Source organism: Halomonas sp. AOP25-F1-15, from assembly GCF_052378675.1.
GTDB classification, from domain to species: Bacteria; Pseudomonadota; Gammaproteobacteria; order Pseudomonadales; family Halomonadaceae; genus Vreelandella; species Vreelandella casei.
Window position 1 is genome coordinate 375,516 of sequence record NZ_JBQSXV010000002.1, and the last position, 18,258, is coordinate 393,773.

The window sequence follows — 18,258 nt, forward strand, 5'->3', positions numbered from 1 at the left end:
ATGGAAGTTATTATCCTCTTTAGCGTCTTTTTAGTCTTACTGGTAGTGGGAATGCCCATCGCGTTTGCGCTCGGCATCGCGTCATTGTCTTATCTACTGTTGGAAGGTATTTCGTTAACGATTGTGCCGCAACGTATGTATGCGGGCATCGACACCTTTGTATTGCTGTGTATTCCCGGCTTTGTGCTGGCAGGCAATTTGATGAATGTAGGCAATATCACTGAGCATATTGTGCGTTTTGCGAATGCGTTACTAGGCCATATCCGTGGTGGCTTGGGGCTTGCCAACGTAGGCGGCTCAATGATTTTTGGCGGTATTTCCGGCACGGCTGTCGCGGACTCAGCGAGCATTGGCGCGGTAATGATTCCGGGCATGGCGCGCTCAGGCTATGACAAGCCGTTTGCGGCGGCGGTCACCGCTGCATCGTCTACCGTAGGGCCGATTATTCCCCCCAGCGTGCCAATGATTATTGCGGGCTCTCTGAGTGGCATTTCAGTGGGCCGCATGTTCCTCGCAGGTGCCATTCCAGGCCTGCTGATGGGGCTTGCCATGATGATCACGGTTTACGTTCTGGCCGTGCGTCGCGGCTATCCAAAAGAGAAGCGCGTACCGGTAATGCAGCTGCTTAAAGAAGCCAAAACGGCGTTCTGGGCACTCTTGATGACCGTGATTATTCTTTACGGCATTATCGGCGGTTTTTTCACGCCGACCGAAGCATCGATTGTCGCCTGCCTTTATGCGCTGGTAGTCGGGATGTACGTTTATAAAGGACTGACGTGGAGAAAGCTTCCCTCGATCTTAGCCGACACCGTTTTAACCTCGTCGGCGCTGCTGCTAATGGTGGGGTTGGCAAACTTGTTTGGCTGGATACTGACCAGCGAGCAAATTCCTCAGATGATTGCGAGCCTGATTCTATCCATCAGCGATAATCCACTGATTGTACTTTTGATTTTGAATTTAATTTTGCTGTTTGTGGGTGCCTTTATGGAAACCATTGCAGCACTGATCATTCTGTTCCCCGCGCTGGTCGGCGTGGCGACGGGCGTTGGCGTCGATCCGGTGCACTTTGCGGTGATCGCCGTTATGAACCTGATGATAGGACTGACAACGCCGCCGGTGGGCGTCTGCCTATTTGTCGTCGCCGGGATTGGCAAGCTGCCGATGCTAACGGTCGCCAGAGCGATCGTACCGTTTCTGCTGTGCAATTTAGCTGTGCTGTTCCTCGTGACCTACGTGCCTGCCATTTCGCTTTGGCTGCCTAATCTATTGATGGGGAGTAATTAACAATGGCGACACAGCGCATAGACGCGATGCCTAAAACGGGCCAGATTGGGATTGTGCATTTAGGTTTAGGTGCCTTTCATCGTGCGCATCAGGCGGTTTACCTTGAGCGCTATCGACGGCGTAGCGGCGACGGTGAGTGGGGCGTATGCAGCGCAAACTTACGCTCAAGTATTGCATTAGTTGATAGCTTGCGCGGGGCCGATTATCGCTACCATGTGGCTGAATATGCCGATGCACAAACGCTAACGCTACGCGAAATCGGAGTTATCGAAGAAACGCTATTTTCTGGCTGTGATGCCGCAGGTAACTGGGGGCGTGATCGAGAAGCGCTGCTTACTCGGCTAGCCGCGCCGACGACCCGTATTGTGACGTTAACCGTTACGGAAAAAGGCTACTTCCTTAATCCGGCTACCGGCGAGCTGCGCATTGATGACCCGATGGTGGCGGGCGACATTGCCTCGCCTCGGCAGCCCCGTACGGCGCCAGGGCTGTTGGTAGAAGCGTTAGCACGACGCTATAGCGCGGGCACTGCGCCGTTCACGGTGCTTTCTTGTGACAACATGCCGCAAAACGGCCAGCGTACGCGAATGGCCGTTTTGCGGCTTGCCGAACAGCGTAGCGCTGAGCTGGCTCGCTGGATTGATCAGCGAGTCGCGTTTCCCAGCAGCATGGTTGACCGTATTGTGCCCGCCATGACCGACGCGGATTTCGAGCGCCTTGCGGCATTAGATGTTAACGACCCCAACGCCGTCGTGGGCGAGGAATTTTCACAGTGGGTCGTAGAGGATAACTTCCCCACAGGCCGGCCCCGCTGGGAAACTGAAGGGGTTGAGATGGTGCGTGACGTCGCGCCGTTTGAAACCATGAAGCTGCGCATGTTGAACGGCAGCCACTCACTGCTGGCTTACCTTGGCGCATTAGCCGGTATCGAAACGGTGGTTGAGGGCGTAGGCCATCCAGCGCTGCGTGCGCTGTTGCGTCGCTATATGCTCGAAGAGGCAGCCCCTACGCTTGATATGCCGGAAGGGGCTGACCTTGTCGTCTATGCGGATTCGCTGCTGGCGCGATTTACTAATGACAGCCTGCGTCATCGCCTACAGCAAATTGCTATGGATGCCAGTCAAAAGCTGCCTCAGCGCTGGTTAACCGGTGCCTTGACTCGCGCTAATGCGGGGCAGGCTTCGCCGTGTGTGGCGCTGGGGGTGGCGGCATGGATCCACTATACCGCGGGCTATGATTTAAACGGGCAGGCATATTCTGTCGATGACCCGATGGCTAAACTTTTTGCTGAGCTGCATCACATTCACGGTGATCATCCGGATGCGCTGGTTGGCGCGTTTTTGGCAATCGATGAAATAGTGCCTGCACAGCTTGCCGCGAATCAGCCATTTGTTGACGCGGTAGTGTCAGCGTATCGCGTGCTGAAACAAGGCGGGCTGAACGGGGCGCTAGCCGCGCTAAACAGCGAACAATAGGGAGAAAGTAATGGAGCATACGTGGCGCTGGTTTGGCCCTAATGATGCAATCCGGCTTGAGGAAGTACGCCAAACAGGTGCGACCGGCATTGTCACGGCATTGCATGAGATACCCAATGATCAGGTGTGGCCGGTAGCGGCCATTCAAGCGCGCAAGGCTATGATTGAAGCCGCCGGGCTGCGCTGGTCGGTGGTTGAAAGCGTGCCGGTAAATGAAGCTATCAAAAAAGGCCTGCCCGAGCGCGATGCGCTGATAGCAACGTATTGCCAAACGCTGCGCAACCTGGCGGCCTGCGGAATCGATACCGTTTGCTACAACTTTATGCCGGTGCTCGACTGGACGCGTACGGACCTTACCTATGCATTGCCGGATGGTGCGCTGGCGTTGCGCTTTGATCAGGTGGCCTTTGCGGCGTTTGATCTGTATCTGCTTCAGCGCCCAGGTGCCGAACAAGAGTACAGCGATGAAGATAAGGCTCAGGCGAGCCGCTATCTTGAAGGATTGGATAGCGGTGGCCGCGACAAGCTCGTCAATACATTGATTGCAGGGCTGCCCGGTGCTGAAGAGCACTATACGCTGGAGCAGTTTCGAGGCGTGCTGGCCGAGTACGCTGAGATTGATGCGACGCGACTGCGGGATAATCTAGGCTATTTTCTGCAGGCCATTATCCCTGTGGCTGAAGAAGTGGGTATTCGTATGGCGATTCATCCGGATGATCCGCCTCGGCCGCTGCTGGGGCTACCTCGGGTTGTCTCAACTCGTGACGATGCCCAGTGGATCATTGATCGCCTGCCAAGCCCGGCCAATGGTTTGACGCTGTGTACGGGTTCTTACGGCGTTCGTGAAGACAATGATTTGATTGCCATGACGCGCCACTTTGCCCCGCATATTCACTTTATCCACCTGCGCGCCACGCAGCGCGAAGAAGATGCGCGCTCGTTTCACGAGGCGCCGCATCTCAATGGCGACGTGGATATGGTCGGCGTCATAAAGGCGCTGGTGGAAGAGGAGTCCCGCCGTGAAAAAGAGGGTGGCGGGCGTTTGCCGCTCCGCCCCGATCACGGCCATCACATTCTGGATGATCAGCAGCGTAATACGGCACCCGGTTACCCGCTTTACGGGCGCATGCGTGGCCTAGCCGAGCTTCGCGGTGTAGAGCTTGCCGTGCGGCAGTTAGCCCTAAGTTAGTCGCTTAATGCGCAATGCAAAAAGCCCCGCTGATGTTTGTCACCAGCGGGGCTTTTTTACTCGGTTAGCCGCTAACTATTCGCGGATGTTTCCGTATTCGTCAAGGTTGGCTCAGGCACTTGCTCCATACGTTGGCGCTCCTGGTCTAGAATCGCCAGCGCCTGCTCTGAAGTGACGCGTGAGGCGGGTGTGATGAGAGTAACGATCACCCCAGCGGCCAAGGCGGCTAGCACTGCGGGAATGCTCGGATTACCCCAGAAAGCCGTCCATTCGCTGTTAGCAATAATGATTAGTGAGGTTGCTGAAGCGAAAATTAGCGTAGCGATCGCGCCTTGCCAGTTATAGCGTGGCCAAAAACGACCCAGCATGGCTGTCACAAACAGGCCTGACAGTATCGTTGAGATCATGCGGGTGATGTAGGTGATCACATTGTCTGAGGCAAGCGCGAAGAGTAGCGCCAGGCCAATAGTGGCGACGAGCGCAATACGTGAAAAACGCACGACGTTGCGTGCTGAAGGTGTGCGTCCCGCTACGAGCACATATAAATCACGAATCAGCGTGGAAACACCGGCAAGGGCATCTGAGCTTGCACTCGACATGGTCGCAGAAAGGCCGGCGACTAATAACAATAACCCTAGCCCGAGTGGCATGATTTCAGTCGCCAGAAAGGGGAACGCGTAGTTACTATTATCAAGCCCAGGATTAAGGGCGTGAGTGGCCATGCCAATGATCGCGGGGATGATAGAAAAGCCTAGGTAGAGCACCCCGGTAATCAAGAACGAGCGACGGACTGACTTCACTGACTCGCCAGAATAAATACGCTGGCGGAAAGACGGTGTTGCCAACACGCCAATAGCAATAACGGCCGCTAACGAAAGGGCGGGGAGCGCGCCTATTTTATCAATGCCTAGAAAGCTTGTGGCACTGACCTCCATGCCTGCCGTTAACCCTGAGAAACCGCCGACTTCGATCAAGGCAAGCACCGCCATTAAAATGAAGCCCGCGAAGAGCACAACGGCTTGAATGGTGTCGGTCCAGATAACCGCAAAATATCCTCCCACAACGCAATAAATGCCGAAGCCTAAGGCGACGAGAATGCGGGCAGTGGTTAGATCAATCCCTGCCATCCAGGAAAGATACAGACCGCCCCCCAGAATATGCGCGCCCAGCCAGCCGATGCAGGCGATATAGATCAGCAGGGCAACGACGTTGCGTACTAGACGGTTAGCGCCAACGTAGTAGGCCAATTCTTCACTCATGGTCATAAACCGAAACTTACGAACCGGCGCAAAACAAACGGCTAGCAATAGGATGCCCACAGCGCCGCCGAGCCCGTATAGCGCACCGGCCCATCCATTGGCGTAGCCGAAACCGACGGCACCCATACTGGAACCGGTACCCACCATAGTAGCCACCGTCGTGCCCACCGTCAGAAAGAGGGGAACGCTGCGCCCGCCAAGTAAAAAGTCGTCGCCACTGCCGCGTTTGTGTCTTGAAACCCACCATCCAAATACCACCATCGCGACAATGTAGAGCACAAAGGTGGTGAGGAATATTTGACTGTTCATGGTAACCTCTTATCGTTGTTTATCCGGCCGTTGCCGCGGCCGTCAGTAGGCAATGGAAGCGACTATCGCGAGGCTTTTTCTCCTAATCACGCGGTAATCTGGCGCCGCACCCTTGCCGGGGTGCGGCGTTTTCTTTATGGCGTTTAGGCGCGGTCAGCGCGGTAACATTTCACGTCTACTTCCACTTTGCAGTCCACCACTAAGTCCTGAACGCTACAGATGCGCGCCGGCGGGTTATCGCCAAATATCTCCTTAAAGACTTTATTGAAAGAGCTAAAATAGCGTGCATCCGTTAGCACGGTGGTGACATGAACGACATCTTCGACGCCATATCCGGCTTCTTGCATGATGGCGATGCAGTTATCGAACGCGAGGCGGGTCTGCTCAACGATGCTGCCTTCAACGACTTCACCGTCGGTCATAGGCGTTTGGCCAGATACATATAGCCAGCCGCCTGCTTCTACGGCGCGTGCAAAGGGTAGCTTTTGTCCGCCGGTGCCTACGCCGCCTTCAGTGCCGTATCGAGTAATGCTCATGGTGTTTGCTCCTGGTTGGGTTGAACGATGAAATTGTTTTGAGGAATACGCTCAGTGCGGCGTAACATTCGCCCGTGGCGCTGGTCGGTAATAGCGCCTTGGTAATAAGCGATCCTGCCATTGACCACGACCATATCGATGCCTTTGGCCGCCGCGATGGGGGTTTCGTAATTGGCGGTATCTTCTAATGCGTCGAGATCAAAGAGAGTGAGATCGGCGTAGGCGCCGATGCGCACAGTGCCGCGATCCGTTAAGCCAAAGTTGGCCGCTGAAAGACTGGTCATCTTGCGCACCGCTTCTGCCAGTGGCATTAGGTTTAAATCACGGCTGTAATGGGCAAGAACGCGCGGGAAGGCGCCCCATAGCCGTGGATGCGGGTGCGGGTCGTTGGGCAGGCCATCGGAGCCCACCATGGAGAGTGGATGCGCGAGCACTTGCTGCATATCCGCCTCACTCATGTTGTGGTAAACCGCCCCTGCAGGCTGCAGCTGCTTTGCAGCGTCCAGTAATGACAAGTTCCACTCGGCAGCGATGTCTTTCAGCGGGCGCCGCGCCTGTTCTGGGTGGGGGTGTGACCAGGTAATCGTAATCTCAATTTCATCGGTCACTTGGCCCAGGTCGAGAGTAGAAGAACCCGCCGTGTAGGGGTAGCAGTCACAGTGAACATGTTGATGCTGTGCGGCGATTTCAAGTTTATTAAGTGCTTTCCCAGCACCGCCCCAGTTGCCTGCGCCGGCGCATTTTAGATGTGAGATCACTAGTGGCACTTTGCCATTGCGAGCAGTGCTAAAGGCCTCGTCCATCGCATCCAGTAAGCCGGCAAACTCATCGCGAAGGTGAGTGGTGTAAACGCCACCCGATTCCCCGACGACCGCTACTAGCGGGGCCATCTCTGCGCTCGGCGCGTGGATCGCATTACGATAAGCAAGTCCTGAACTTAGCCCAAGCGCGCCCTCATCAAGCGCTTGGCGCAGACGTGAAGCCATCGAATGGATCTCGTCTTCGCTGGCAGGTCGCGAGAAACTATCCATGACCTGGCTACGCAAACTGGTGTGTCCCACTAATGCCGCCACGTTAATACTGGGCATCGCGGCGTCTACCGCGTTGGCATAGGCTGCAAAGCTTGAATAGCGGAAGTCTTCTAAATCGCCCAATAGGTTCATCGGGTCGGGAACGTCATGGGTTAGTGTGACGGGGCTGGCACTAATGCCGCAGTTACCCACGACCACGGTGGTTATTCCCTGGGTTAGTTTTGGCAGCATTGCTGGAGTACGCACGACATTCGTATCGTCGTGGGTATGAACGTCGATAAAACCCGGCGCTAGGTAGCGCTCTTGCGCATCAATAATGGTGGTGGCCGTTGCATCGGGCATATTGCCGATGGCGCAGATGCGTTCGCCTTGAATAGCAACATCAGCACGAAAATGTGGGGCGCCAGAGCCATCGAGCACATTGGCATTACGAATTAGCAGGTCATAGACCATTTTAGTCTCCTAATGGCTGGCGATTATCACCACCGCGATGGTCATCTAGGCTCAGCTTGAGCCGGCGCAGCTTAGTGCGCGAGCGCTCGCGATGGCGCATAGCAAGCTCAAGTGCCAAGACATCGATGACGGCAAGCATGGCGTAGCGTGATGCCGAAGGATGATAGATAAAGTCGGTTTCACGCGAGGTCACCGGCAGCACAATGTCGGCAGTGTTGGCGAGTGGCGAGTTCATCGCCGTAATAGCGATAACGGTGGCGCCGTACTGCTTGGCAATTTGCGCAGACTCCACCATTTCAGGGGTGTAGCCGGTGGCGGACAGCACGACCACCACATCGTCCGGCTCAAGCGTCGATGCCACCATGCGAGGCAACAGCGCTTGAGGGTAGGCGCACACTGCATAGCCAAGACGCACTAGGCGAAACTGAAGCTCCTGCGAGAGAATGCTAGAGCCACCTCCCGCGCCAAAAACGAGGATCTGTCGCGCTTTATCCAGCTGCTCAACGGCTCCGGGTATATCCGCCTGAGCGAGAAGATCTCGGTTAAACGCCAGCGTCTGCATAGCAATGTCATACACCACGCTTGAGCTATCGTCAGGGGTCGCTTCTTGAATAAAGCGTCGGCCTGCTGCCAACGCTCGATTTAAGCGTGTTTTTAAGTCGCGTACGTTGGTGCAGCCGACGGCGCGTGCAAAGCGAGTCACACTTGCATCGCTAACCCCGGCGCGCTGGGCAATCTCACCGATACTTGCTTCGGTGACAAAATCGATATCGGCGAAGATAAGCTCAGCCACTTTTTTTTCCGCATCACGAAGCGCGCTAACGTCAGTCGTAATACGGGATAAAATATCTATTTCTTGGCTCACCGTGGGCTCCTGAAGGTTGCCTTGCCTTAAAAGTATGTTAGTTTCTAACTTGAAGTCAATGAGTGTGAAAGTATCTAACATTGCCGCTTTGTCATTCATGATGATGAGGCGCAGGCAAAGAGCGAGGAGATGGGCGCATGGAAGTAGTGACGTTAGCAATGGAAAAAGGCAGCGTGGAACTGGGTCCCAATCTTTTGTCCGGTGTCAGCCTGCCCGCCGCCGTAGTGCATGAAGGGCCGCTTAACCATAACCTGGCTTGGATGCAACGGTTTGCAGAGGCCCACGGTGCTCGCTTAGCGCCCCACGGCAAGACCACCATGACGCCAGCACTGTTTCGTCGCCAGCTTCAGGCGGGGGCGTGGGGCATAACCCTGGCGACCGCGCCACAGTGTCGTGCCGCTTTCACTCACGGCGCCACGCGATTATTAATGGCCAACCAGTTAGTTGGGCAGGCGAATATGGCGATTGTCGCGGGCCTGATCGGGCAGGGGGCTACGTTTTACTGTGTGGTTGATAATCATGACAACGTGCGCGAATTAGGGCGCTTCTTTGCCGAACGTGGCTTGACGTTATCGGTTCTCATTGAAGTGGGCGTAGCGGGGGGGCGCTGTGGTTGCCGCAATCAGCAGGAAATTCTCTCGCTGGCGGAAGCCATCGCCGGTGAGCCGGCTCTGTCATTAGCGGGTTTAGAAGGCTATGAAGGCGTTGTTCACGGTGATAATCCAGAGGCGGGCATTCGTGCCTATGCCAAGTATTTAGTGGATGTTGCTCTAGAGCTTGAGGCTGAACAGCGCTTTTCAGAGCCCAACCCCATTGTGACGGCGTCGGGTTCTGCCTGGTACGACGTTATTGCTGAAGCCTTTCAAACATCCCTGCTTCAGGAGAAGTTTACCCCCGTACTGCGCCCCGGTTGTTACGTCGTACACGACCACGGGCTATACCGTGAAGCGCAGTCTGCGGTGCTAGAACGCCGCCCTGATTTGCATCAAGGACTGGAGCCGGCGCTGGAAGTCTTTGCCCAGGTACAGTCGCTTCCTGAGCAGGGGCTTGCCATCGTTGCGCTAGGAAAACGCGATATTGGCTATGACCCGTTACCGGTGGTCTTACGCCGCTATCGCGAAGGCGGTGACCCAGCGCAGCTTTTGTCAGTGGCCGGCTGGGAGGTGACGAACATTATGGATCAGCACACCTTTATAAAGCTTCCCGAAGGGGTATCGGATATCAAGGTGGGGGACATTCTCGCTTTTGGCGCCTCCCATCCTTGCTTAACGTTCGATAAATGGCGCCAACTGATGCTGATAGACGCCGACCTCAACGTTAAGGAACGCTTGGCTACCTGCTTTTAGCGAGCGAGCCAACCACCGTCAATGGCTAGACGGTTGCTTGCAGAGATAAGCGCGCGATAGCGGCGGGCAATTCACTGGCATGATGAATGCCCACCGCGCCTTCAGGCGTGCGCTCTTCTTCTGGAAAGTGATTGAGATGCACTACGTGCATACCTGCTTTTAGTCCCGCTTCTACGCCCACGGCCGCGTCATCAATAACGATGCACGCCTGGGGGGCGTAGCCCATGGCAGCGGCCGCTTGGCGATACAGCTCAGGGTCGGGCTTCCACACATTAAGGGTATAGGCGCTGAATAGGCGGTCGCCAAAATGATGGCCAAGCTCAGTGCTTTCTAGCGCACAGCGGATTTTGGGTTCAGGGCCATTGGAAACCACCGCTTTAGGGTGGGCTCCTAGCTTTTCCAGCGCGGCGGGCATGCCGGGAATAGCTTCAAGTTCTGAGCGCATGCGTATCTCCATGCGTGCGCGCATGCCTGCTTCAAGCGCCGAAAACTCGCTGTCAGTGAGTGCTTGAAAGCGGCTTTCCAGCGTTTGAACGATGGTCTGGAAACGCACCCCCCGAAATTCCTCCATGTACTGCTGGGCGGAAAACGGCAAACCGAATTCGGGAAGAATCGTCCCCATGACATCGGCGAGCAGCACCTCGCTATCAACCAGCGTGCCGTCGCAGTCAAAAAGCAGGCAGAAAGGCGCCGCTGCTGGCGTCGCGCTGCTCATCGCCATGTTTCTTCGTTGACCAGGCTAATGGGCCGCTCGCCCTGCAGCGCCAGGCGGATATTATCCACCGCACGTTGGGCCATCGCATCGCGCGTTTCATGAGTGGCAGAGCCAATATGAGGCAAGGCCACGACATTGGCCATCGTGGCCAGCGGTGATGAAGCTGGCAGCGGTTCTTGCTCAAACACATCCAGGCCGGCCGCTTTAATCACGCCGTTTTCGAGTGCCTGGATCAGCGCATTTTCATCGACCACTTTGCCGCGGGCGATATTGATGAAGATGCCAGACGGCTTCATCAGTGCAAACTCTTGGGCGCCGATCAGACGCTCGGTTTCAGCGGTAAGAGGAACCGTCACGCAGACAAAATCGGATTCAGCCAGCAGCTCGCTAAGTTCGCGGTGCTGGGCACCCAGCTCACGGTCTAATTCAGGCTTGGCAGAGGCTTTAGCGTAAAGCACCTTCATGCCAAATCCCAGGGCACCGCGCCGAGCGACGGCCTGGCCAATGCGTCCAAAGCCGACCATGCCCAGCGTTTTGCCGTGCACATCGCTACCGAACTGTTCAGGGCCAACGCCAGCCTGCCAGTGGCCATCTTTGACCCATTGGGCTAATTCAACCACGCGGCGTGCGGTGGCCATAATAAGCGTAAAGCCCGTATCAGCGGTGGTCTCGGTGAGTACGTCAGGCGTATTACACAGCATAATGCCGCGCTTAGTGAGCTCATCAACGGGGATGCTGTCATAGCCAACAGAGATGGTCGCGATGACGGCAAGATTGGGCGCAGCATCCAAAATCTTTGCCGTAATCGGCAGGCCAGAACCCACAATGCCATGGGCCTGGGCTAATAATGCGCGGCTCTCTGGGGCATCAAGCTTGGCTGATTTAGGCAGTACGTCTACCTCAAACAAGCCGCTAAGTTCTGATAGCTGAGCATCGTTAAGACGTCCTTGAACCACTAAGCGTTTTTTCACTGATACTTCCTTATTAAAATTGTGTCGAGTTAAGCAGTTGGCTGGTCGGCTTCAAGCGTGCTTAGCCGCTCGCGATCAGGCAGGCCTTCCATATCGCCAATGACCTGAATCGCTTGAGCGCCGATCAGATTGCCGCGCATGGCCGCTTGGCGTGCCGAGCGGCCGTCTAACAAGGCGCTGACAACACCCACTGCGAAGCCATCGCCGGCACCTACGGTATCCACAACCTCGTCTACTTGGCAACCGTCTACAGTAAAGCTCTCTTCTTGACCGTCTAAATGGCCGCGATAATAGCTGCCTTCCGGCCCCAGCTTGATAATGACGGCGCTGGCGCCTTGGTCAAGATAGTAACCTGCTACGTCATAGGGCGTCTTCTGACCGGTGAGTAGCTGGCCTTCTGAAAGCCCTGGCAATACCCAGTCAGACAAGGCGGCAAGGGCATTGAGCGTCTCGCGCATGTCAGATTCACTGGCCCACAGGCTGGGGCGTAAATTGGGATCAAAGGAGATGCTGGCACCGCCCGCGCGTGCCTCTTTGAGCATGTGATAGGAAAGCTCGCGGGCGCTGGCAGACAGCGCCGGGGGAATGCCGGTCGCGTGCACATGGCGAAGCGCCGCGAAATCGACATTGCTAGCGTCTTGCGAGGTTAGGTGGCTGGCGGCGCTGCCGCGACGAAAATACTCAACGCTAGGGTCGGCTCCATCCAGCGCACGCTCTTTGAAAAGCAGCCCTGTAGGGTGCTCGCTATCGTTATGCAGATAGCGGCAGTCGAGCCCTTCATGCTCTAGCGTTTGGCGAATAAAGTCGCCAAAACTGTCACTGCCCACCCGGCTCAACCAGCCAACATGAAACCCTAGTCGCGCCAAGCCGATCGCGACATTAGTGTCTGCTCCTGCAATGCGGCGCTGAAAATGTTCTATTTCCGAAAGTTTGCCCGGCGACTGCGCCACAAACATGGTCATGGCCTCGCCAAAGGTGAGAATTTCCGGATGATTTGAAAATGAAGGAGGCATAAGTCATCTCGTAATGTTGTGATTAGCCCGATATGGGAACGATACCATTTGTGACCGCAATGATTAATTCGTGATACCTGTGATTGATTTGTACTGCAAAAATATTAGCGCTGCGTAGAGCCGCGTGCCATCAGTTTGGGTGGAAAGCTGAGCTGCTTGGGCATGGCCACTTTGGTAGGCGTAATGCGGTGCATTAAACAGTGCATCGCAGTTTTGCCGATCGTATTGGTGGGCTGCGCTAGTGTTGTGATGCCCGGGGCGACGAGTGCACACCAGTCGAGTTCATCAATGCCCATTAGGCCTACCTCGCCCAGGCGTAACCCGAGTTTTTGAAACAGCCGTGCGACGTCTAACGTCACGTTGCCGTTAGCGCATAGAACTGCGCAGCATAGCGAACTGTGCTCGCTGAGAAAGCGGCGAAGCGTCTCAAGCGCAGCGGTATCGCCATCGGCTGGCAGCAGCAGCGTGGCGTGCGTCAATTCGCGCTGTGTGGCGTCGTGGATAAAGTGGGTTAATCGCTGCTGTCGGCTACTCGACCGCTCAGGCGCTTCGCTGACATACAGCAGGGCTTGATATCCTTGGGCAGTGAGATGGTCGAGCGCCAGCGCTATGGCTCGCTGATTGTCGAGGCCCACCACCTCTGTATCGACGTGATTTACTTCACGGTCGAGCAAGACAACCGGTGTTCCCTGGCTGATAAATCGATGCAGCTGGCGCTCGGGACTACCGGCGGCATTCACCACCAAGCCTGCCACCTGATAAGCACCCAGCAATGCTAGGTGCTGACGTTCCTGCTCGGGGTCATTATCTGTGTTACACATCAGTAGCGAATAGCCATGCTGGCGGCATGCTTGTTCAACTCCATGCGTAATCGCGACCGAAAAAGGGTTGCGTATATCCGCTACCAGCATACCGATTAGCTTGGAGTGGCCGCCTTTTAAGCCGCGTGCCATTTGGTTGGGCTGATAGCCCAGCCGCTCTGCCGCTTCGGCAATACGTGCCTGTAGTGACGGAGACAGCCGTTCGCGCTCATCGCCGAAGTAACGTGAAACGCTGGTTTTAGACGCGCCGGCTAAGCGAGCGACTTCAAGAAGGGTGGAGCGGCGAGCGGCGGTAGACATAGCGATCGACTGCGAAATGGGAACGTTCCCACGATAAAAGGTTTAGCGCGTGGGAGCAACCGATTTACAAGCAAGCGTTTGACGGCTAAGGAAGGTAAACTACGGGCCCCTTTATGCCTAAAGCGACGCCTGCGGTATGCACCCCAACGATATGTCGAAGAACAACCTCATAAATAGTTATGAATTAACGCAGGCTGGCGATCGCTATTTTGACGGTTTAGCCGACAAATTTTCCCGCTCTCTTTATCAAGCGCCCCGAGGCGAACTGCGCTTAGCCATGCTCGACTATTTGCTACCCACCATGCTGCAGCTAAACGGCCAAAAGGTGCTAGATGTGGGCGGGGGATTAGGTCAGCAAGCGGCGTGGTTTGCTGAGCGAGGGCACGCGGTGACCATGTCTGAGCCTTCAGAGGATATGCTGAATTACGCTAAGCATTGGCATCGTGACGCGAAATCGCTACCGGAAGAGGCCGTTACCTATGTGCAGGCGCCGCTGCAGTCATTAGTCGATCAGGCACCCGGACCATGGGCGCTGATTACCTGTCATGCGGTGCTGGAGTGGCTGGGCGATCCGCGGGCGGCAGTCGCTGCTTTGAGCACTTTATTAGCGCCCGGCGGGCAGCTGAGTTTGATGGTATTCAATCGCGACGCGCTGCGTTTTTCGAACGCGGTCAAAGGCAATCTAGAAAAGGCCTTGAGCGATCGCTTAGCGGGCAAAGGTAAGCGCCAACGATTGACGCCCATTTCACCCGTGACCCACGCTGATATTGAGCAGTGGAGCGCTGAGAACGGGCTGCGAATAGAGGCCGTTGCCGGTATTCGTGTGTTCCAAGATTATTTGCGCCAGCCGCCTACGACACCCGTTGAGCGTGAAACACTGCTGGAGTTGGAAAAACAGTACTGTCGCCAAGATCCGCATTGGCGCCTAGGCCGCTATCTACTTTACACATTAAGCAAACCGGAGATCACTGAATGAGCGCAAGAGTGCCCGCGTGTCAGTTACTAGAACGTCAGCAGGATAATTATGCCGCGCTGTGGGTCATCGACCCTCCCATGGATAGCTGGCTGGCTGACCAGTCAGAGGGCGTGGTCAGTGGCAATCAGGGCGTGCTGAACGAGTGGGCCGCCAAAGGCAAGCAAGCCCACAATCCCTTTGAAAGAGCTGTCGGTGAGCCGTTGGGCAAAGAGGTCGTATTATTTTGGCCCAAAGCGCACCAGCTGGGTATCTGGTGGCTTAAGTGGCTATGCGAGCAGCTACCCACCGGTACATCCATTGAAATAGTGGGTGAGCATCAGGGGGGCATTAAGCGAGTTCCTAAAATATTGGCTGAGCTGGGTATGCCATGCGATAAGCGAGATAATGCGCGGCGCTGCTCGCTTTTTGTCACTCGCACTGCGGCGCTAGACTTAGCCAGTGGGAATGGAGCCAGCGATAGCGCTTGGCAACGTTTTGAGGCCGTCGGAGTAACGCTGGAGAGCCATCCAGGCGTGTTTGGTCATGGCAAAGTGGACGAGGGCACGCTGCTGATGCTGGAAAGTATCGACAGTTGTTTGCCAAACAAGCCGCTTAAAGTGCTCGATATGGGCTGTGGTGACGGCATTGTGAGCGCTTGGCTGGCGCAGCGTGGCCATCATGTGACCGCTATCGACGTCAGCGCTTTTGCAATAGAGGCCTGTAAGCGTACGTTGGCCGCTAATGGGCTAGCAGGGCGTGTGCTGCATAGTGATGTCTTTAGTGCATTGGAAGGCGAGCAGTTTGACTGGATTATCAGCAATCCACCGTTTCACAAAGAGCGTGATATTAGCTATGGTCCTAGCCAGCGCTTAATAAACGGAGCGCCAGAGCATCTAAGCGCAGGCGGTCGTTTAGTGATTGTCGCCAATGGCTTTTTGCCTTATCCAGAGCACTTGCAGCGTGCGTTCCAAGACTTTCAAACCCTAGCGGATAACCGTCGCTTCAAAGTGTATTCAGCGATCAAGCCATCACGCTAGTGCGGTGGCTTAAGTACGGCGGCTCACTCTGCAAAGAAAACGTTGAGCACATGGTCGAGATGTACTTCCATCGCATGGCGAGCCGCATCGGGGTCACGTGCTTCAATGGCCTCAACGATTCGTTCGTGGTCGTCCTGAGAGCGCTGCGGCATGTCCGTTTCCATAAATAAGTCTTGGAGGCGGCGGAACATGGGACCGTATTTATGCCCGAGTAGGTGCTTGATCAACAGCGCATAGGCCGCATTGCCCGATGCTTCGGCAATGCGGATATGCAGCAGGCGATCCCCCGCGCAGTTGCGCCCGCCGTTGGCGTTGTCGGACACGTTGCGCTTATACGCTAAGCGCATCGCTTTCAGATCTTCTTCAGATGCATTCTGGGCTGCCAAGGCAGCAATTTCTGGCTCCAGGTAGCGGCGTGTCTGAAGGAGAGAAAAGGGCGGAATTTCTTCATTTAAATTGAGCTCGATTTCGCTCTCGAACTCAGGGTCCAGCGCCCAGGGTTCGGTGCGTGCGGCTGCACGCATCACCGGTTCGATAGACGTATAGCGAGCGTCGAGCACCACCACACCATAGCCAACACGCACGGCCACTTGGCCTACTACTTCCAGGGCAATCAAAGCCTCTCTAACGGATGCGCGACTAACGCCAAGTGATAGGGCAAGCTCGCGCTCAGGAGGGAGCAGCGTTCCCGGAGGGAATTCTCCTTCACTGATAAGCTGCTGAAGCTGATCAGCAATCTGACGATAGAGGCGCTGTGAGCGGATGGCTTGAATCGGCATTCGTGGTGCTTCCCGTCCATTTTGTCGATGGTTTGCGGCTACAAGGCGTAGCGACTAAAAAGAGGTAACGACTAAAGCTTATAAAGACTAAAGCCTATAAAGAACACAGCTTATAAAGACTAAAGTTTATAGCGACTAAAGTTCATCTTAAAAAACCGACATTTGGTCTTTTTGTGGCTTGCCAGGATGAAAGAAGTTCGCTCATACTCGGTTCATTGGTCAGGCCATTGGATATCTGGATGATTTGGCCTTATGTATGTTCCCATGATTTTCAGAGACGTGCCATCGCTATTAAAGGTGTGATATAGCATGAGACTCAAGAATAAAACTGCACTGATCACCGCCGCTGCGAACGGTATTGGGCGTGCCAGCGTTGAACGCTTTGTGGCCGAAGGCGCGCGCGTATTCGCCACAGATATCGATATTAGCAGCCTAGAAAATATGCCGGGTGTGGAAGCGTATCGCCTGGACGTAACGGACAGCCAAGCGATCCATGAGTTGGCTAGCTCGCTGCCAGCATTGGACATACTGTTTAACTGCGCAGGCATGGTTCCCGGTGGCAACATTCTGGAGTGCGACGAAGCCTCGTGGCAGCGCTCCATGGACCTGAACGTCACCTCGATGTTTCATACCCTGCAGGCTTTCCTGCCCGGTATGCTAAAAAACGGTGGCGGCAGCGTTATCAACATGGCGTCACTGGCATCTAGCATTAAAGGTGTGCCCAATCGCTGCGCATATGGCACCTCTAAGGCGGCGGTGATTGGGCTAACCAAGTCGGTAGCCGCCGACTTTATGACCCAAGGCATTCGCTGTAATGCGATTTGTCCTGGCACCGTTGAGTCACCCTCGTTGAAGCAGCGTATCGCTGAACAGGCCCGCCAAGAAGGGCGCAGCGATGCCGACGTGCTTGAGGCGTTCAAGGCGCGGCAGCCGATGGGCAGACTAGGGCGCGTTGAAGAAGTGGCAGCGCTAGCGACATTTTTGGCCTGCGATGAGTCGCAGTTCATTACCGGCACCACTCAGTTAATTGATGGTGGCTGGGCCAACTGATCATTATAGGAGTCATAACAATATGAAACTCGTACGTTTTGGACAGCCGGGCCAAGAGAAGCCGGGCATTATCGACAGCCAGGGCGCTGTGCGTGACCTTTCCGCCATCGTTGATGATATTGCCGGCGATGTGCTCAGCGATGAAGGGCTACAGGCACTGCGCGACCTGGATCTTTCGACATTGCCAGAAGTCGCGGCGGATACTCGCCTAGGGCCCTGCGTTGGCCGCATTGGTAAGTTTATTTGCATTGGTCTTAACTATTCTGATCACGCTGCGGAAACCGGTGCTGAAGTGCCGCCAGAGCCAGTCATTTTTAACAAATGGACCAGCGCGGTGTGTGGCCCCAACGATAACGTGGAAATTCCCCGCGGCTCTCAGAAAACCGATTGGGAAGTAGAGCTTGGCGTTATTGTGGGTAAGGGCGGCCGCTACATTGATGAAGCCGATGCCATGTCTCATGTGGCGGGTTTTTGTGTGGTTAACGATGTCTCTGAGCGCGCGTATCAGCTGGAGCGAAGCGGCACCTGGGATAAAGGTAAAGGCTGCGATACGTTTGGCCCCTTGGGCCCCTGGCTTGTATCACGCGATGACGTTGCTGACCCTCATCAGCTTAATATGTGGCTTGAGGTCGATGGCCACCGCTATCAGAACGGCAACACCCGCACGATGGTGTATCAGGTGCCTTTTCTGATCAGCTACTTGAGCCAGTTCATGAGCCTCCAGCCCGGTGACGTTATTTCTACCGGAACACCCCCAGGTGTGGGCATGGGCCAGCAGCCAGCGATTTATCTTCGCGACGGGCAGCAGATGCGCTTAGGCATCGATGGCCTGGGTGAACAGCTCCAGCGCGTTGTTCAAGCATAAGATGA

Annotated in this window: 17 protein-coding genes; 8 read left to right on the top strand and 9 right to left on the bottom strand. The window is 55.5% G+C overall.

Going from position 1 to position 18,258, the window contains the following annotated elements:
• The 3 genes from ACT3TF_RS05035 to uxuA are packed head-to-tail and all read left to right on the top strand — an operon-like array spanning nucleotide 1 to nucleotide 3,948.
• Nucleotides 1-1,284, top strand: a complete 1,284-nt coding sequence (locus ACT3TF_RS05035) for a TRAP transporter large permease (protein WP_096281017.1) — start codon at nucleotides 1-3, stop codon at nucleotides 1,282-1,284.
• A 2-nt stretch (nucleotides 1,285-1,286) separates the two neighbouring features.
• Nucleotides 1,287-2,759 carry a mannitol dehydrogenase family protein gene (locus ACT3TF_RS05040; RefSeq protein WP_444671708.1) on the top strand — a complete coding sequence of 491 codons (1,473 nt, stop codon included), beginning with the start codon at nucleotides 1,287-1,289 and terminating at the stop codon, nucleotides 2,757-2,759.
• A gap of 10 nt (nucleotides 2,760-2,769) precedes the next feature.
• Nucleotides 2,770-3,948 carry a mannonate dehydratase gene (uxuA, locus tag ACT3TF_RS05045; protein WP_444624739.1) on the top strand — a complete coding sequence of 393 codons (1,179 nt, stop codon included), beginning with the start codon at nucleotides 2,770-2,772 and terminating at the stop codon, nucleotides 3,946-3,948.
• A gap of 71 nt (nucleotides 3,949-4,019) precedes the next feature.
• On the opposite strand, the gene ACT3TF_RS05050 is transcribed toward uxuA, so the two are convergent.
• From ACT3TF_RS05050 to ACT3TF_RS05065, 4 genes are all read right to left on the bottom strand, one after another.
• Complete coding sequence (locus ACT3TF_RS05050; RefSeq protein ID WP_444671709.1) at nucleotides 4,020-5,516, bottom strand: sodium:solute symporter family protein; 1,497 nt, start codon at nucleotides 5,514-5,516, stop codon at nucleotides 4,020-4,022.
• Nucleotides 5,517-5,659: 143 nt separating this feature from the next.
• Nucleotides 5,660-6,052, bottom strand: a complete 393-nt coding sequence (locus tag ACT3TF_RS05055; RefSeq protein WP_096281009.1) for a RidA family protein — start codon at nucleotides 6,050-6,052, stop codon at nucleotides 5,660-5,662.
• Entirely contained in the window at nucleotides 6,049-7,536 is a 1,488-nt protein-coding gene (locus ACT3TF_RS05060) for an N-acyl-D-amino-acid deacylase family protein (protein ID WP_441685030.1), read from the bottom strand. Before ACT3TF_RS05060 ends, ACT3TF_RS05055 begins: the two co-directional genes overlap by 4 nt.
• 1 nt (nucleotide 7,537) lies before the next feature.
• A complete protein-coding gene (locus ACT3TF_RS05065; RefSeq protein WP_096282385.1) occupies nucleotides 7,538-8,401 on the bottom strand; it encodes a MurR/RpiR family transcriptional regulator in 864 nt (287 codons plus the stop codon).
• 137 nt (nucleotides 8,402-8,538) lie between these two features.
• Between ACT3TF_RS05065 and ACT3TF_RS05070 the strand changes: the two genes are divergently transcribed.
• Nucleotides 8,539-9,747, top strand: a complete 1,209-nt coding sequence (locus tag ACT3TF_RS05070; RefSeq protein ID WP_441685032.1) for an amino acid deaminase — start codon at nucleotides 8,539-8,541, stop codon at nucleotides 9,745-9,747.
• Nucleotides 9,748-9,772: 25 nt separating this feature from the next.
• Here the strand turns inward: ACT3TF_RS05070 and ACT3TF_RS05075 are convergent, their stop codons facing one another.
• The 4 genes from ACT3TF_RS05075 to ACT3TF_RS05090 form a co-directional block, all read right to left on the bottom strand.
• Nucleotides 9,773-10,468 carry an HAD-IA family hydrolase gene (locus ACT3TF_RS05075; RefSeq protein ID WP_444671710.1) on the bottom strand — a complete coding sequence of 232 codons (696 nt, stop codon included), beginning with the start codon at nucleotides 10,466-10,468 and terminating at the stop codon, nucleotides 9,773-9,775.
• Nucleotides 10,459-11,433, bottom strand: a complete 975-nt coding sequence (locus ACT3TF_RS05080) for a 2-hydroxyacid dehydrogenase (protein ID WP_441685035.1) — start codon at nucleotides 11,431-11,433, stop codon at nucleotides 10,459-10,461. The genes ACT3TF_RS05075 and ACT3TF_RS05080 overlap by 10 nt, the downstream gene beginning before the upstream one ends.
• Nucleotides 11,434-11,462: 29 nt before the next feature.
• The gene (locus tag ACT3TF_RS05085; protein WP_441685036.1) at nucleotides 11,463-12,446 is read right to left on the bottom strand and encodes a sugar kinase; all 984 of its coding nucleotides are present in this window, start codon (nucleotides 12,444-12,446) and stop codon (nucleotides 11,463-11,465) included.
• A gap of 104 nt (nucleotides 12,447-12,550) precedes the next feature.
• On the bottom strand, nucleotides 12,551-13,567 hold the full coding sequence (locus tag ACT3TF_RS05090; protein ID WP_444671711.1) for a LacI family DNA-binding transcriptional regulator: 1,017 nt from the start codon (nucleotides 13,565-13,567) through the stop codon (nucleotides 12,551-12,553).
• Between the two features lie 136 nt (nucleotides 13,568-13,703).
• Between ACT3TF_RS05090 and ACT3TF_RS05095 the strand changes: the two genes are divergently transcribed.
• The gene (locus ACT3TF_RS05095) at nucleotides 13,704-14,543 is read left to right on the top strand and encodes a methyltransferase domain-containing protein (RefSeq protein WP_441685039.1); all 840 of its coding nucleotides are present in this window, start codon (nucleotides 13,704-13,706) and stop codon (nucleotides 14,541-14,543) included.
• Nucleotides 14,540-15,559: a methyltransferase gene (locus ACT3TF_RS05100; RefSeq protein ID WP_444671712.1), complete on the top strand. Its 1,020-nt coding sequence runs from the start codon at nucleotides 14,540-14,542 to the stop codon at nucleotides 15,557-15,559. The genes ACT3TF_RS05095 and ACT3TF_RS05100 overlap by 4 nt, the downstream gene beginning before the upstream one ends.
• A 23-nt stretch (nucleotides 15,560-15,582) precedes the next feature.
• Here the strand turns inward: ACT3TF_RS05100 and ACT3TF_RS05105 are convergent, their stop codons facing one another.
• Nucleotides 15,583-16,338, bottom strand: a complete 756-nt coding sequence (locus tag ACT3TF_RS05105; RefSeq protein ID WP_193062433.1) for a FadR/GntR family transcriptional regulator — start codon at nucleotides 16,336-16,338, stop codon at nucleotides 15,583-15,585.
• 309 nt (nucleotides 16,339-16,647) lie between these two features.
• On the opposite strand from ACT3TF_RS05105, the gene ACT3TF_RS05110 reads away from it, so the two are divergent.
• Both ACT3TF_RS05110 and ACT3TF_RS05115 read left to right on the top strand, forming a co-directional pair.
• Entirely contained in the window at nucleotides 16,648-17,388 is a 741-nt protein-coding gene (locus ACT3TF_RS05110) for an SDR family oxidoreductase (protein ID WP_193062435.1), read from the top strand.
• Between the two features lie 22 nt (nucleotides 17,389-17,410).
• On the top strand, nucleotides 17,411-18,253 hold the full coding sequence (locus ACT3TF_RS05115; RefSeq protein WP_193062437.1) for a fumarylacetoacetate hydrolase family protein: 843 nt from the start codon (nucleotides 17,411-17,413) through the stop codon (nucleotides 18,251-18,253).
• Nucleotides 18,254-18,258: the final 5 nt, after the last annotated feature.